This window comes from Pseudomonas syringae CC1557 (assembly GCF_000452705.1).
Classification (GTDB): Bacteria; Pseudomonadota; Gammaproteobacteria; order Pseudomonadales; family Pseudomonadaceae; genus Aquipseudomonas; species Aquipseudomonas syringae_F.
Genome location: NZ_CP007014.1, coordinates 4,722,756 through 4,737,500 on the forward strand (window position 1 = coordinate 4,722,756; position 14,745 = coordinate 4,737,500).

Consider the following 14,745-nt stretch of genomic DNA (forward strand, 5'->3'; position numbering starts at 1 on the left):
GGTCGTCAGTCGCCAAGGAAACGCTGCTGGTGCTCAGGCGACGGCAACAGGCAGTGATCATAGCGCCCGAACAGGCGGTAACGGTTGAGTGCGATACGGTTGTAGGCCCAGTCACGCAGAAAACGCGGAAAGACACGCAACACTTTGAGCAGCGGCCACGGCGCGGGCAATAGCCCCATGATGTGCAGGAAAGCGTCCGAGCGAACGAACACACGATTGTTGACGATGACCGCGATGGTATGGAATTCGTCCAGCGGCAGCCCGGCCCACTTCAGCAGTGCCTGGCCTTCTTTCGACTGCACGGCTGCCAGCCGCAGGCGCTGATGCGGGTCGTGACGAATCAGAAACCTGACCACGCCATTGCACAGCTTGCACACGCCATCGAACAGCACGACGCATTCATCAGGCTGCAAATAAGGTGCGGGGGTTGTCGACATGATTCACCTGCCTTGGAAAGAGCCAGTGCCTGTTGCAGCAGGACACAGGCGTGGCGCGTCCGGAAACCTGAACACCTCGTCTGTCGATTGACCAACGAGGCATTCACGTTAAAGCGATTGTGCTGCCGGATCAAACTTTCCGGACGAACTCGGATTTGAGCTTCATGGCGCCAATGCCATCAATCTTGCAGTCGATGTCGTGATCGCCGTCGACCAGACGGATGTTCTTGACCTTGGTACCCACCTTGACCACCAGCGAAGAGCCTTTGACTTTCAGGTCCTTGATAACGGTGATGGTATCGCCGTCCTGCAGCACATTGCCGGTGGAGTCCTTGATCACCTTTACGTCGTCGGATGCATCAGCGCTCCCCGCGTCAGCGGACCACTCATAGGCGCATTCCGGGCAGATCAGCAGGCTGCCATCTTCGTAGGTGAATTCGGAATTGCATTTCGGGCAGGACGGTAAGCTCACAGTGGTTCTCGCATCGAAGGGAGGTAAAAACCATGAATTATAAAGGGCTTTTCCGGTTTCAGGTTAATCGCCCAGTGATAGCCCTCTGCCCTGCGGTGCTTTTCACCAAGCTTTCTGCAATGCTTGCGTCAAAACCAAGGCTCGGGAACCCTGATGATCGCCGCCCAGTTCGCCCCATTCGAAGATCTCGCCAACCGGCTGATTGCACACACTCACGCCGAGAAAATCGACGGTTCGCACGATGTCTCGCACTTGCTGCGCGTCTGGAACAACGTCTGTGCCATCAGTGACCATGAAGGCGGCGATGCGCGTGTGTTGATCGCCGCCACACTGCTGCATGACTGCGTTACGGTCGAAAAGGATTCACCGTTCCGGTCTGGCGCATCGCGACTGGCGGCTGCGCGGGCCAGCGAATTGCTGGCCGGGATGGGCTGGAATGAAGAACACATCGCGGCGGTGGCTCACGCTATCGAGGCGCACAGCTTCTCGGCAGCGATAACTCCGTTGACGCTTGAGGCGAAGATTCTGCAAGACGCTGACCGGCTTGACGCTATAGGCATGCTCGGCGTCGCGCGAACCCTCTATGTATTAGGCCGTATGGGGCGATTGCTCTATGACCCGATAGACCCTCACGCCGGCCAGCGCCCGTATGACGACAAGAACTTTGCCGTTGATCACTTTCATACCAAGCTGCTGCACCTCGCTGACAGCTTTAAAACCCACACAGGTGAGCAGATGGCGAAGGTCAGACACACTCGCTTGAAGCGCTTTCTGGATGAATTGATGGAGGAAATTGGCGCACCTCTATCCTGAGCCTTTGCCTCATGCAGATTAAACACGGGATGTCATAAAGACATCACACAACTGCCCTATAAACGGCTCTCCGATAAGGTCCGTGTGTTTTATAGGGGTCGTGCGCCGTGAAAAGATTTATGCCTGGTGTTTTACGTCGGCGAACCACAATGACGCTACTGCGCCGCTTCCGGATCACCCCGCGGCTGGTGATCTGCTTTGGCATCAGCTCGATGCTGATGGTCGCATTGGGCGCGTTCTGTCTGCTGCAAATGCAAGACATCCGCGAGCAAGGCGAAGCCGTCGAGAGCGGTGCGCTGCCCAGTATCGCCATGGCCGATGCTATTGCCATCGGCCTGGTAAAACTGCGCAGCGAAACCACTCGCCTGATCGCCAATGCCGATGATCCAGGCGCGGTCATCAACAGCAAAATCAACGTCGAACAACTCAAGAACGAAGTCGAGAAAGGTTTCTCGGAGTACCTGGCCCGTGTCCAGTCCGGCACTGAGCACGATTCCATCGTAGCACTGCAGGATGCCTACAAAGCGTTCATGCCGGGATTGCAGGATCAGATCGCACTGATCGAGCAGAACAAACTGGATGAAGCCAGAATGCTGGCCAACACCATGCTTGCGCTGCAAGGCGACCTGATGGACATGCAGGTGCAACTGCTGCGCGAGCTGAACAAACAGAGCGCCGCCAGCGCCGTCGAGGCTGCCGGCGCCAGCTACGAACAAGCCCGAATCATCGCGCTGAGTGCCATTGCAGTGGCCCTCGCGCTGACCCTGCTGCTGGCCTGGCGTCTGAGCGTCAGCATCATCCATCCGGTTCGTCAGGCCCTGCACATCGCCAGCACCATCGCCGATGGCGACCTGAGCGAGCATCAGATTCCACAAGGCAAGGACGAGACGGCACAACTGCTGATAACGCTGGGCCGTATGCGCAGCAATCTGCACAGCACCATTGACCAGATTTACGCAGCGGCGACCCAGTTATCGCAATCGGTGCAGGAGATGGGCAGCATCGCCGAGGCCAGCGCGCTCAATCTGCAATTGCAGAACGACGAAATCGAACAGGCTGCCGTTGCCGTCAACCAGATGAGCCAGGCGGCCGTGGAAGTGGCCGGCAACGCCAGCAATACCGTCACCGAATCCGAAGCCTCGACCCAGGCGGCGGCACAGGGTAAGGACAAACTCTCGGCAACCATCATTTCGATCAAGGAACTGACCGAAAACGTGCTCGACTCATCGCATCAAGCCGAAGGGCTGGCCGAACGTACGCAGAGCATCAGCAGCATTCTCGATGTGATCCGCGCCATCGCCAATCAGACCAACCTGCTGGCGTTGAACGCAGCCATTGAGGCGGCACGTGCGGGCGAGGCAGGACGCGGGTTCGCCGTGGTGGCCGATGAAGTCCGTTCGTTGGCGCAGCGCACCAGCGCTTCTACAGCGGAAATTGAAGGCTTGATCAACGGAGTGCAGCAGAGCACGCAACAAACGGCAAGTTCACTGCGGCATACGGCTACTCAGGCGAACCTCACGCTTGAACAGGCCGCCGCGACCGGTGAGGCGTTGAACGTCATCATCAGCTCGACGGCCACCATCAACGACCGCAACCTGCTGATCGCCAGTGCCGCCGAACAGCAGGCGCAGGTCGCGAGCGAAGTGGATCGCAACCTGAGCAGTATTCGTGATCTGTCGAGCCAGACGGCTTCAGGGGCACAGCAGACCACCGTTGCGAGCAATGCCTTGTCGATGCTCGCGACTGACTTGAACCTGATGGTGCAGCGGTTTGTCTTGTGATGGCCTGACTATCGCCCGCCAGCCGGCGAGCGATAATGGCGCCTCAAGAGGCGGCAATCAGTCCTGCGGACGCAGGCGGTATTGCGGCGGCAATTGCTCAAAGCCACTGATGGTCACGTCGAGGCTCTTCCAGCGGCCATCCTTGATGCCGTAGATGCAGCCATGCACAGACAGGCTCTGCCCACGGTGCCAGGCGTTCTGCACGATGCTGGTATGGCCGACGTTAGCCACTTGCTGAATCACGTTCAGCTCGCACAGACGGTCGACACGCTCCTCTTCGGTGGGCAGTTTGGCGAGCAGTTCGCGGTTTTCGTAATACAGATCACGAATCGTGCGCAGCCAGCCGTCGATCAGGCCGAACTGACGATCCTGCATGGAGGCGCGCACGCCGCCACAGCCATAGTGGCCGGTGACCAGGATGTGTTTGACCTTCAACACATCTACCGCGTACTGAATCACTGACAGGCAGTTCAGATCCGTGTGCAGCACGACGTTGGCCACGTTGCGGTGGACGAACAGATCACCGGGCAACATACCGACGATCTCGTTAGCTGGCACGCGTGCGTCCGAACAACCGATCCACAAAAATTCTGGCGTTTGCTGGCGAGCCAGCTTGGCGAAGAACTCAGGGTCCTCCTGCTTTATCGCATCGGCCCAGCGTGCATTGTTATCAATCAGGTCTTGTAGCTCGTTCATGCTTTGACGCCTCGATAATGATGCCCAGCCTTGGACTGGTGTCCGATCCTTCAAGTCACGGTCAACAAAAAAGGAATCTTCAAAGTCATGGCCGGTCAACTTTTTACGACTACCTGAAATGAGGATTTCTCATGAACGATTCACGCCGTCCGTTCGGTGCTACCGAACCGGAACCTATCGACGATAACGAAGACCGTATGGGCTCCATGGAAACTCTCGATTTCGACGAGGAAGAACCGGGCCGTATCGGCGATCTTATCTCTGAAGGCGAGCTGCAACATGAAATTCCGGATCAACGTGTGCGTGAGGCAGGCCTGACGGGGGCATCGACGGATGACCACCACTCGACTGACGATGATCTGTCTCCAGAAACCCTGATCCGTGAAGACGGCGCTCGCTCACCGTCCGAGCAGGGCGATGGCGACCCGGCTGACCTGGACCTGACCGTAGTGGATGAAGATGACATTGGCGGTGGCAACGGGCTGGATGAGGAAGAATTGGCAATCATCGACCCGCTGGACGGCAATCATCGCTGATCCAGACAGCTAGTCCAGCAGCGTGCAGGCCATAACCACTGCGTCTTCACGGCCGCCGTCCGGAGCCGGATAGTAATCACGACGCCGGCCTATCTCGTTGAAACCATAGTTTTCATACAGATGATAGGCTGGCCGGTTGCTGTCGCGCAGCTCCAGAAAGCACTCGCGGGCGTTGAGCTGGTAAGCGCGCTTCATCAGATGATCCAGCAGCAGCAAACCCAGGCCACGGCCCTGGTTTTCCGGTTTGACGGTGATATTGAGCAGGTGCGCCTCATCGATGATGACCTGGATCACACCATGGCCGACCTGCTGCGCGCCTTCGAACATCAGCCAGATTTCGTAGGATTTGAGCCCGTCGAGGAAGATCCCGCGTGTCCACGGATGGGTGAACGCCGCGTATTCGATTTTCAGCACCGCATCCATGTCGGCTTCGGTCATGCGGCGGAAGGTTACGGCGTTACTCATCAATCGATTTCCAGCGCGTCATCAGCCGACGCATGGCTTTCCAGACGTCCGCCTTGCGTTGCGGCTCGTCCATCATTAATTCAAGACCTGGCAGCGCCCAGGCAGCCCCCAGGCCTTCGACCTGAAGTTCCAGAGTGTACGACTCGGCATCCACTTCACCGGCGTATTTCATCGAGGGCAAACCGATCAGCCACAGGCAGGCGCAGGCTTCGTCTTCCAGCCGTGCGCCGACAAAACCCTGCACGAAATCACGTGCAGCTTCCGGCCCCTGATCCATTTGGCCGCGCACCAGCAACGGCCAGCGCACCGGCTCGCCGATAATCTGCGGACTGTCGGGCAGACCGGCAGCGCGCAGCATGTCCTTGAGCAGCAGATAGGAAGGATCACGGCTCTGAAATGGCTGACCGGTCGTCAGTTCGACCAGCAACAGGCAGCGCCCGGCACGCAGCAATTGCAGGGCAAAACGCGGCGGCGGCACCGCCACAGCCTTGGGCGGCGCAGGCTCGGTTTCTTCAGCGACCGGCGCAGCCGTACGGGTGCTGGCCAGCGACGGACGCGGCACCTCGATCTTCGGCCGCTCGGGCTGTCGTGCAAGCGGCAAAACGTTCGAAGCTTCAGCCGGTGCAGCCTGCTCGACCGGCGCGGCGGCAGGCACAACGCCGTGCACCTCGACCGGCGGCGGCAACGGCGCAAGCAGTTCCGGGCGTGACGGAGCGGCGAATGGCAGTTCTGTGCGCGGCAGCCAGTTGACCACCTGCATGGCGGTCAAATAAGCGCGGCGACGGGACTCATTGAGCAAGGGTCAGCCACCTGTGGATAAGTTGAGCGCGCAATTCTAGCGTTGTTCGTCTTTTCGCGCTGCAGCATATCGCTGCGAGGTGAAATATCAGGCGACTGATGCAGTACAATCGCCGCTTTTCACTTGCCAACAGTCGGCCTAACGATGATCGAACCCAAGCGCGTCCTGCGCGCCCTCGCCGAGCACTGGGCGCTACTCGAGCCCTTATGCGAACATTTCGACCAGGGCACGCTGAGCCTGAGCGAGCTGCGGCTGCAACTGGCCGCACAGCAACAGGACAGCACCCCGCAAGACATCACCAATCTGCTGGATGTGTGGATTCGTCTGGACATTCTCGTGCCCGTGGCGAAAAGCCCGAACCGCTTCGAACTGAATGCGCAGATTCACGACTTCCTGTCCTACCTGCGCCGCGAGCACCGGTTGGGCCTGTGCCTTGAAATCGAAGCCTATCTGCGCCACCTGGAACGCCTGGCCGGTTACATTCAGGACGCGTTCGATGTGCGCGATGCCAACGATCTGGCCAGACAGCTACGGCTACTGGACATGCGCGTGCGTGACGTGCTCAAGAAGCTGGCCAACGACGAGCAGGCGCTGGTCGCGGTGGCTGACCGGGCCAAGACCAGTGACCGGCAAATCCCACTGCGCCAGCGCTACGCAGAAGTGCTGGCCACCTGGGACGAATACGTTGAGCCGATGATCCAACTGGTCAACGCTGACGGTGCTTTTGAACAGGGCGTGCGCAAGGTCGAAGTCGTCCTGCTACGCCTGTTGACCGAACAGCAGCGGCTTGGCCATCTGGTCGACGACGACATGCTGCTGCGTACCCACGCGCGCATTCTGGAAATGCAGACCAGCGCCCAGCTAACCCTGCGCCACGCTCGTGAGCTGCTGCTGCCGCTGCGCGAAGAAGCACGTCGCCATAACGCCGTGACCCGAGGCGCCGCACTGGCCTTGTCGGCGATTCGCCGCAAAGGACTGGACGCGGTGCCACAGGCGGCCATGCCGATGTTCACTCGCCCGCAGAGCACTTTTCTCGGCAGCGCGAGCCAGGTTGAAGCGTATGTCTATGCCCTGGCGCGATTCGAACCCAAGCCCGCGAAGTTTCCCAAGGCCAGCGGCACCCGCAAGGGAGAGCCGCCGCGTGCGCCGCGCACGGTCAAGGAAATGCTTGAGCGCTGTGAAGACGCCCTGCCGATGCCGGACCTGATGGTCTGGCTGCTGGAGCAGGAGCCGACGGGCGAAACCGACGAGCTGTTGTACTGGTTTTCGCGACTCTCGCGTGACAAGCGCTTCGCCCGCGAACGCCTTGAGCGCCGCGAATACTTCACCCGGGAGCATCGCGTCAGCCTGCGCTCCTTTGCCCTGCTCGCTGCGCAAGACGAGCAGCCAGAGAATTCCGAGAGCCCTGTTCATGCATCTTGATCTATCCGAAATGTCCCAGCTCGCGCCGATCTTTCGCGAGCTGTTCAAGGGTTACCACATCAGCCGCCGCGACCCGGAGCTGTACGCTCAATTGTCCAACTGCCAGGACCAGTACCGTACGCTGTTCAAGGCGCTGGGCTATGAACTGGTCTGCGACACCCGTGGCTTTTATTACTTCGTGCCTGAACTGGCGGCCGCGCAGGTCAACAAGACCGCGCAGCGTCTGGCGCTGTTTACTTTCATCCTTGTCGAGCACCTGGCTGATCAGGGTCGTGACCCGATGTCGGTGCTGGATGGCGGCAGCCTGGGACGTGATGAACTGCCTTCGATGCTGGAAAAGTACCGCGATCTGTTTCTCCAGGCTGAGGTGCAGACCCAGGAGGAACTGGAAGAGAAAATCATGCGCCGCATGACGCAACTGGGGTTCGCCAGCGAAGAAGTCGGTATCTACCGCTTCCTGCCGCCGATGCACCGTTTTCTCGATGTCTGCCTGTCGGTACAACAGGACCGCGACCTGGCGGCCAGCCTGCACAGCGCCTTGCCACTGCCGACGCCAGTGCTCATTGATGACGACAGCGACGAAAAGCTGCTGGAAACCGATGACCCGCTGGACTTGGATGAATTCAGCGAAGAAACCGAGGAAGACGCGCTGGCCCGGGCAATCGCCGATGAGCAACGACAGGAGATGGACACATGAGCCAGGAACGTTATGGCATCCGCCGCTTCGCTCTGCTGAATACTGCCGGTTACAGCCTCGGCCTGTTTCCGCTGGAAAATCCGTTGTCGGTGTATGGCGCGAACAACCTGGGCAAGAGCGCCTCGATCAACGCCCTGCAATTCCCGATTCTGGCGCGCATGTCGGACATGAGCTTTGGCAAGTACAGCCTTGAGCAGTCGCGGCGCTTCTACTTTGCGTCTGACACCAGCTACATCCTGGTGGAAGTCTCCCTGCCCCACGGCCCGCATGTGATAGGCGTCGTAGGGCGCGGTCCGGGTGGCGGCTTTGGCCATCAGTTCTTTGCCTATGCTGGCGAACTGGATCTGGTTCACTACCAGAAGAACGACACCTGCCTGCGTCAGAAAGAGCTGTTCAGCAATCTGGAAAGCCAGGGCCTGAAAGCCTATGAGCTCAAGCCGGATGAGCTGCGTCGCTTGCTGGTCGGCGGCCATACCTCAATTCCGCTGGACCTGACGCTGATCCCGTTGCGCTCCACCAGCGAACAGAGCCTCAAGACCTTCCGCGCGCTGTTCATCAACCTGCTGCACATGCGCGAAATCACGGCGGCCAAACTCAAGCAGCTGTTTCTGGATGCGTTCGAGCACAGCTTGCGCTCGGGCAGCGTCGATTACATCGCGGCCTGTGAGGAAGCCTTCCGTGACGTGCGCCGCATGGAGCAGGATTACAACTCGCTGGTGCTGGCCGGTCCGCTGGTCGAAGCGTTGGCTGCGGGCGTCAAACAACGCGACCTGCTGCGCGGCAAGCTACATCGCCTGTCACCGATTCTCGATTCGTTGCTCGGCACCTGGTCGGACTACTCCGGTGCGCGCAAGGAAGAGCTGGTCATCCAGGCCGAGCATTACCGTGCCCAGCAGGATGAAATGCAGAACGACCAGCGCAGCAGCACTCAGGAGCTGATGCGCCTGGAGCGCGAGATCAGTAGCCTTCAGCGCTGGATCGGCGAGCTTTCAGTGCTCAAGAATCGCTTCGCGCTGGTCGATGACGTGAAAGTGCTGGAGCAGCAACTGCTGGCGGCCAAGGACGCTCACGACGAACTCGCCGGAGCGCTGGCACAGTCCCGGCAGTTCAGCGCCGAGGATCTGGGCGAGCGTTTACGGGATCTGGAGCAACGCCTCAAGTCGGTCAAGCAGCAACTCGATCATGCCGACAACAACAGCTATGCCCGTTTGCGTGAAGAGTTTTCACAGCCGGACGTAGAGCGCCTGATGCGCCTGTTCAACAGCGCCCTGTTCAGTTTGCCGCTGGGCGAGCAAGGCATTGCGCTGGACGACGACGGCGCCTGGGTCAAATCGCTGGAAACCATTCTGGACGGCTTCAAGGGCGATCAGTTTGCCGTACCGGGGTTGAACATCAATCTGTCGAGTATCGAACCTCCAGCCTTGCAGGCACTGGCTGATCGTGCCGCGCTGCGCGATCAGAAAGAACGTCTGGAGAAAGAGCTCAAGCAACTGAAAACCCAGCAGGCGGTGGCTGCCGACCGTTCGGCGAGCAAGATCCAGACCGAAGCGCTTTATCAACAGGTGCTGGATGCTCAAAAGGCGCTGGAAGATTTCCGCCGCTGTCAGACACTGAGCGCCGAAGAGTCCGGCAAGCTGGAAGAGCTGGCGCAGATGGAGGCCGCTCAGGACGAACTTAAACGCTCCAGTGATGCATTCACTGAGCGCGTCCAGCAACTGTCAGCCAAGCTGCAACTGATCGCGCGCCAGATCGGTGATATGGAATCCAAGCAACGCACCCTGGACGACGCGCTGCGCCGCCGGCAGCTGCTGCCAGCGGACCTGCCATTCGGCACGCCCTTCATGGAGCAGATTGATGACTCCATGGATAACCTGCTGCCTCTGCTCAACGATTATCAGGACAGCTGGCAGGGCCTGTTGCGCAGCGACGGCCAGATCGAGGCGCTGTACGCGCAGGTACGCCTCAAAGGTGTCGCCAAGTTCGACAGCGAAGACGATATGGAGCGTCGTTTGCAACTGTTGATCAATGCCTATGCGCACCGCAGCGAGGAAGCTCTGACACTGGGCAAGGCTCGCCGCGCCGCAGTCACCGATATTGCCCGGACCCTGCGCAACATCCGTAGCGACTACGACAGCCTTGAGCACCAGCTGGCGCTGTTCAATCGGGAGATCAACAAACGTCAGGTGTCGAACCTGGCAAGCTTCCGTATCGTGCTCGCCCCTAACAAGGAAGCGCTCAAGCACATCGACCAGATCATCCACAGCGCCGGGCAATACGAAGAAGGCGAAACACTGTCGGTGTTCGATCTCAGCCAAAGCGCCGAGCAGGACAACAAGAACGAAGAAGCCAAGGAATATCTGGCGCGGCTTGTGGCTGCCAACCATAACCAGCTGGGTCTGAAGGACCTGTTCGAGCTGGCGTTCGAGATCACCAAGGTCAACGGGCAGCCGGTTATTCACACCGACATCGACGGAGCAGCCTCCAACGGTACGACCATGACCATCAAGGCGCTGACCAACATGTATCTGTTGCTGCACTTGATGGATCGCGATCAGGCCGGACGTGTGCGTTTGCCTTACTACCTGGACGAAGCGGCCGACATCGACGAGAAGAACCAGGCAGCGCTGCTGGAAACCAGTCTGCAACTGGGCTTCGTGCCAATTCTGGCAAGTGTAAAGCCTCAGGTCTCGGCACATGTGGCCATCGACCTGGAAGGCGGTAGCGGGCCCAACGGCATCTACATTGATGAAGCGGACTGGAAGTATATTCAGCGTCGTGATGAGGTGAAGCCTGAGGTGCCGGAGTTGGCTTCGTAAGAGGGATCGTTGTAACCAGAGGGCCGCATGAGCATGCGGCCCTTTTTTATGCCTTTAAATCGAGTGAGGTCTTTATACAGGCCTTCGGCGAACGAGCTCCTTGTTCATCGAATTCATAATGGGCTGCAGTAAACACGCATACGATTGCGAGAGGTAAGGCTGGAGTAACCTCATGAAAACGATACTGCTGACGGTCTTGCTGACCGTTGCTGCAACAGCCCACGCAACTGACTACTACGTTGCCCCCAATGGCAACGATCACGCTACCGGTACAAAAACCGCGCCGTTGCGATCCATCATGCGCGCACAGCAAACCGCAAAAGCCGGCGATACGGTTTACTTTCGCGGTGGAATTTATCGCTACACAACCGGCGTGAACAGCTGCGCTAGCCGCACAGACACTGTCAATGCCATTAACCTGGACCTCAGCGGCAGCGAAAACAAACCTATCCGTTACTGGGCCTATCCGGGTGAAACACCGGTCTTCGATTTCTCGGCAATGAAAGACGATTGTCGTGTCAAAGGCTTCAACGTGACCGGCAGCTGGTTACACCTGAAAGGGCTGGAGGTGACGGGCGTACCGCAGCAGCCGGAAAACCATCTTAATCACGAATCCTGGGGGATCTGGAACAGCGGCAGCCACAATACCTTTGAGCAACTCAATCTGCATCACAACATGGGACCGGGCCTGTTCATTCAGAACGGCGGCTACAATCTGGTATTGAACAGCGACTCGCACCACAATTACGACCCCTACACTTCGAATGGCGCAGGCCAGAGCGCCGATGGCTTCGGCGCCCATATCAAGGCAGGCCATCCGGGTAATATCTTTCGCGGCTGCCGGGCTTGGGCCAACTCCGACGATGGCTTCGACCTGATCAATGCCTTCTCGCCAGTGATCATCGAAAACTCGTGGGCATGGCAGCAAGGCTACCTGCCCGGCACGCATACGAAACTTGAGGCGGGTAACGGCAATGGCATCAAGGCGGGTGGCTACGGCGGGAAGTATGTAACTGACGGCGTCAAACACATCGTCCGCAACTCGGTTGCCTTCGACAACAAGTCCGCTGGTTTCTACGCAAACCACCATACCCTTGCACTGGACTTCATAAACAACACCGCCTTTTCCAACGGTGCCGACTACAACATGCTGGGCATCGCGCCAGACGGGTCACCGATTGCCCTTGGCAACTTGCTCAACAACATCGCTTACCAGGGGCGGTTGACGGTCAATACTGAGGGGCTGCAGATGGCACATAACTCATGGACATTGCCAGTGCCGATAACAGATGCAGATTTCGAAGATGTCTCACACCTGGGCTGGGATAAGCCGCGACAGCCAGACGGGAGCCTGCCAGTGCTGCGCAGTTTCCATTTGCGTCCTGGGAGCAAGCTGACTGGCATGGGGGCGTTCAACTGAAGCGCGTATTACAGCCGTTGAAAGCGCCAAAAACAAAAACCCTCAACGCGTAAGCGATGAGGGTTTTTGGAATTTAATCTTGACGATGACCTACTCTCACATGGGGAAACCCCACACTACCATCGGCGATACATCGTTTCACTGCTGAGTTCGGGATGGGATCAGGTGGTTCCAATGTTCTATGGTCGTCAAGAAATTCGGGTACCGAGTCGTGCCTTACGGCGCGCTTCAGCAAATCGGGTATGTGATAGTCAGTCGTTCAGGTGTCGTTCGTGACGCAAACCTTCGGTTCGTGTCATCTCCACAGTCACCGCAATCTGGCCTTTCGAACAAATTGCTTGGGTGTTATATGGTCAAGCCTCACGGGCAATTAGTATTGGTTAGCTCAACGCCTCACAGCGCTTACACACCCAACCTATCAACGTCGTAGTCTTCGACGGCCCTTTAGGGAACTCAAGGTTCCAGTGAGATCTCATCTTGAGGCAAGTTTCCCGCTTAGATGCTTTCAGCGGTTATCTTTTCCGAACATAGCTACCCGGCAATGCCACTGGCGTGACAACCGGAACACCAGAGGTTCGTCCACTCCGGTCCTCTCGTACTAGGAGCAGCCCCTCTCAAATCTCAAACGTCCACGGCAGATAGGGACCGAACTGTCTCACGACGTTCTAAACCCAGCTCGCGTACCACTTTAAATGGCGAACAGCCATACCCTTGGGACCGGCTTCAGCCCCAGGATGTGATGAGCCGACATCGAGGTGCCAAACACCGCCGTCGATATGAACTCTTGGGCGGTATCAGCCTGTTATCCCCGGAGTACCTTTTATCCGTTGAGCGATGGCCCTTCCATACAGAACCACCGGATCACTAAGACCTACTTTCGTACCTGCTCGACGTGTCTGTCTCGCAGTCAAGCGCGCTTTTGCCTTTATACTCTACGACCGATTTCCGACCGGTCTGAGCGCACCTTCGTACTCCTCCGTTACTCTTTAGGAGGAGACCGCCCCAGTCAAACTACCCACCATACACTGTCCTCGATCCGGATAACGGACCTGAGTTAGAACCTCAAAGTTGCCAGGGTGGTATTTCAAGGTTGGCTCCACGCAGACTGGCGTCCACGCTTCAAAGCCTCCCACCTATCCTACACAAGCAAATTCAAAGTCCAGTGCAAAGCTATAGTAAAGGTTCACGGGGTCTTTCCGTCTAGCCGCGGATACACTGCATCTTCACAGCGATTTCAATTTCACTGAGTCTCGGGTGGAGACAGCGCCGCCATCGTTACGCCATTCGTGCAGGTCGGAACTTACCCGACAAGGAATTTCGCTACCTTAGGACCGTTATAGTTACGGCCGCCGTTTACCGGGGCTTCGATCAAGAGCTTCGCTTGCGCTAACCCCATCAATTAACCTTCCGGCACCGGGCAGGCGTCACACCCTATACGTCCACTTTCGTGTTTGCAGAGTGCTGTGTTTTTAATAAACAGTCGCAGCGGCCTGGTATCTTCGACCGGCGTGGGCTTACGCAGTAAATGCTTCACCCTCACCGGCGCACCTTCTCCCGAAGTTACGGTGCCATTTTGCCTAGTTCCTTCACCCGAGTTCTCTCAAGCGCCTTGGTATTCTCTACCCAACCACCTGTGTCGGTTTGGGGTACGGTTCCTGGTTACCTGAAGCTTAGAAGCTTTTCTTGGAAGCATGGCATCAACCACTTCATGTTCTAAAAGAACACTCGTCATCAGCTCTCGGCCTTAAGATCCCGGATTTACCTAAGATCTCAGCCTACCACCTTAAACCTGGACTACCAACGCCAGGCTGGCCTAGCCTTCTCCGTCCCTCCATCGCAATAACCAGAAGTACAGGAATATTAACCTGTTTTCCATCGACTACGCTTTTCAGCCTCGCCTTAGGGACCGACTAACCCTGCGTCGATTAACGTTGCGCAGGAAACCTTGGTCTTTCGGCGTGGGTGTTTTTCACACCCATTGTCGTTACTCATGTCAGCATTCGCACTTCTGATACCTCCAGCAAGCTTCTCAACTCACCTTCACAGGCTTACAGAACGCTCCTCTACCGCATCATCAAAAGATGATACCCGTAGCTTCGGTGCATGGTTTGAGCCCCGTTACATCTTCCGCGCAGGCCGACTCGACTAGTGAGCTATTACGCTTTCTTTAAAGGGTGGCTGCTTCTAAGCCAACCTCCTAGCTGTCTAAGCCTTCCCACATCGTTTCCCACTTAACCATGACTTTGGGACCTTAGCTGACGGTCTGGGTTGTTTCCCTTTTCACGACGGACGTTAGCACCCGCCGTGTGTCTCCCATGCTCGGCACTTGTAGGTATTCGGAGTTTGCATCGGTTTGGTAAGTCGGGATGACCCCCTAGCCGAAACAGTGCT

The 14,745-nt window shown here is 57.8% G+C and carries 12 protein-coding genes, 2 rRNA genes and 1 pseudogene (1 of these 15 cut by a window edge); 8 read left to right on the plus strand and 7 right to left on the minus strand.

Translation table 11 applies throughout. The features are described 5' to 3' along the window. Positions 1-5 precede the first annotated feature (5 nt). Entirely contained in the window at positions 6-437 is a 432-nt protein-coding gene (locus tag N018_RS20895; RefSeq protein ID WP_024644843.1) for a thiol-disulfide oxidoreductase DCC family protein, read from the minus strand. 130 nt (positions 438-567) lie between these two features. Then, entirely contained in the window at positions 568-909 is a 342-nt protein-coding gene (locus tag N018_RS20900; RefSeq protein ID WP_024644842.1) for a zinc ribbon domain-containing protein YjdM, read from the minus strand. A 153-nt stretch (positions 910-1,062) separates the two neighbouring features. On the opposite strand from N018_RS20900, the gene N018_RS20905 reads away from it, so the two are divergent. From N018_RS20905 to N018_RS28720, 3 genes and pseudogenes are all read left to right on the plus strand, one after another. Continuing rightward, the gene (locus N018_RS20905) at positions 1,063-1,722 is read left to right on the plus strand and encodes an HD domain-containing protein (protein ID WP_025390651.1); all 660 of its coding nucleotides are present in this window, start codon (positions 1,063-1,065) and stop codon (positions 1,720-1,722) included. Positions 1,723-1,871: 149 nt separating this feature from the next. After that, positions 1,872-2,420 (plus strand): annotated as a pseudogene (locus N018_RS28715) (MCP four helix bundle domain-containing protein); the annotation flags it as partial. 378 nt (positions 2,421-2,798) lie between these two features. Then, a complete protein-coding gene (locus tag N018_RS28720; RefSeq protein WP_418903490.1) occupies positions 2,799-3,503 on the plus strand; it encodes a methyl-accepting chemotaxis protein in 705 nt (234 codons plus the stop codon). A gap of 57 nt (positions 3,504-3,560) precedes the next feature. Here the strand turns inward: N018_RS28720 and can are convergent, their stop codons facing one another. Next, on the minus strand, positions 3,561-4,199 hold the full coding sequence (gene can, locus N018_RS20915; protein ID WP_003345939.1) for a carbonate dehydratase: 639 nt from the start codon (positions 4,197-4,199) through the stop codon (positions 3,561-3,563). A 131-nt stretch (positions 4,200-4,330) separates the two neighbouring features. Here can and N018_RS20920 point away from each other — a divergent pair, with 131 nt between their 5' ends. Beyond that, positions 4,331-4,735 (plus strand): hypothetical protein, encoded by a 405-nt coding sequence (locus N018_RS20920; protein WP_025390653.1) that lies wholly within the window; start codon positions 4,331-4,333, stop codon positions 4,733-4,735. Positions 4,736-4,744: 9 nt separating this feature from the next. On the opposite strand, the gene rimI is transcribed toward N018_RS20920, so the two are convergent. Both rimI and N018_RS20930 read right to left on the minus strand, forming a co-directional pair. After that, a complete protein-coding gene (gene rimI / locus N018_RS20925; RefSeq protein ID WP_025390654.1) occupies positions 4,745-5,200 on the minus strand; it encodes a ribosomal protein S18-alanine N-acetyltransferase in 456 nt (151 codons plus the stop codon). Beyond that, positions 5,193-5,999, minus strand: a complete 807-nt coding sequence (locus tag N018_RS20930) for a hypothetical protein (RefSeq protein ID WP_025390655.1) — start codon at positions 5,997-5,999, stop codon at positions 5,193-5,195. The genes rimI and N018_RS20930 overlap by 8 nt, the downstream gene beginning before the upstream one ends. A gap of 144 nt (positions 6,000-6,143) precedes the next feature. Between N018_RS20930 and mksB the strand changes: the two genes are divergently transcribed. The 4 genes from mksB to N018_RS20950 all read left to right on the plus strand — a co-directional run bounded on the left by mksB (position 6,144) and on the right by N018_RS20950 (position 12,354). Further along, positions 6,144-7,421: an Mks condensin complex protein MksB gene (mksB, locus tag N018_RS20935; protein ID WP_024644836.1), complete on the plus strand. Its 1,278-nt coding sequence runs from the start codon at positions 6,144-6,146 to the stop codon at positions 7,419-7,421. Further along, positions 7,411-8,118: an Mks condensin complex protein MksE gene (gene mksE / locus N018_RS20940; protein WP_024644835.1), complete on the plus strand. Its 708-nt coding sequence runs from the start codon at positions 7,411-7,413 to the stop codon at positions 8,116-8,118. The genes mksB and mksE overlap by 11 nt, the downstream gene beginning before the upstream one ends. Beyond that, positions 8,115-10,934, plus strand: a complete 2,820-nt coding sequence (gene mksF / locus N018_RS20945) for an Mks condensin complex protein MksF (protein WP_025390656.1) — start codon at positions 8,115-8,117, stop codon at positions 10,932-10,934. The genes mksE and mksF overlap by 4 nt, the downstream gene beginning before the upstream one ends. Positions 10,935-11,106: 172 nt before the next feature. Beyond that, complete coding sequence (locus N018_RS20950) at positions 11,107-12,354, plus strand: right-handed parallel beta-helix repeat-containing protein (protein WP_025390657.1); 1,248 nt, start codon at positions 11,107-11,109, stop codon at positions 12,352-12,354. Between the two features lie 77 nt (positions 12,355-12,431). On the opposite strand, the gene rrf is transcribed toward N018_RS20950, so the two are convergent. Continuing rightward, positions 12,432-12,547: ribosomal RNA gene (gene rrf, locus N018_RS20955) — 5S ribosomal RNA — on the minus strand. Between the two features lie 156 nt (positions 12,548-12,703). Next, positions 12,704-14,745 (minus strand): 23S ribosomal RNA (locus N018_RS20960) (it continues 852 nt past the right edge of the window).

Excerpts from the sequence above, each read along its gene's own strand:
- N018_RS20895 (WP_024644843.1), bottom strand. The coding sequence starts at position 437 with ATGTCGACAACCCCCGCACCTTATTTGCAGCCTGATGAATGCGTCGTG.
- mksE (WP_024644835.1), top strand. The coding sequence starts at position 7,411 with ATGCATCTTGATCTATCCGAAATGTCCCAGCTCGCGCCGATCTTTCGC.
- mksB (WP_024644836.1), top strand. The coding sequence starts at position 6,144 with ATGATCGAACCCAAGCGCGTCCTGCGCGCCCTCGCCGAGCACTGGGCG.
- N018_RS20905 (WP_025390651.1), top strand. The coding sequence starts at position 1,063 with ATGATCGCCGCCCAGTTCGCCCCATTCGAAGATCTCGCCAACCGGCTG.
- mksF (WP_025390656.1), top strand. The coding sequence starts at position 8,115 with ATGAGCCAGGAACGTTATGGCATCCGCCGCTTCGCTCTGCTGAATACT.
- N018_RS20950 (WP_025390657.1), top strand. The coding sequence starts at position 11,107 with ATGAAAACGATACTGCTGACGGTCTTGCTGACCGTTGCTGCAACAGCC.
- can (WP_003345939.1), bottom strand. The coding sequence starts at position 4,199 with ATGAACGAGCTACAAGACCTGATTGATAACAATGCACGCTGGGCCGAT.
- N018_RS20920 (WP_025390653.1), top strand. The coding sequence starts at position 4,331 with ATGAACGATTCACGCCGTCCGTTCGGTGCTACCGAACCGGAACCTATC.
- rimI (WP_025390654.1), bottom strand. The coding sequence starts at position 5,200 with ATGAGTAACGCCGTAACCTTCCGCCGCATGACCGAAGCCGACATGGAT.
- N018_RS28720 (WP_418903490.1), top strand. The coding sequence starts at position 2,799 with ATGAGCCAGGCGGCCGTGGAAGTGGCCGGCAACGCCAGCAATACCGTC.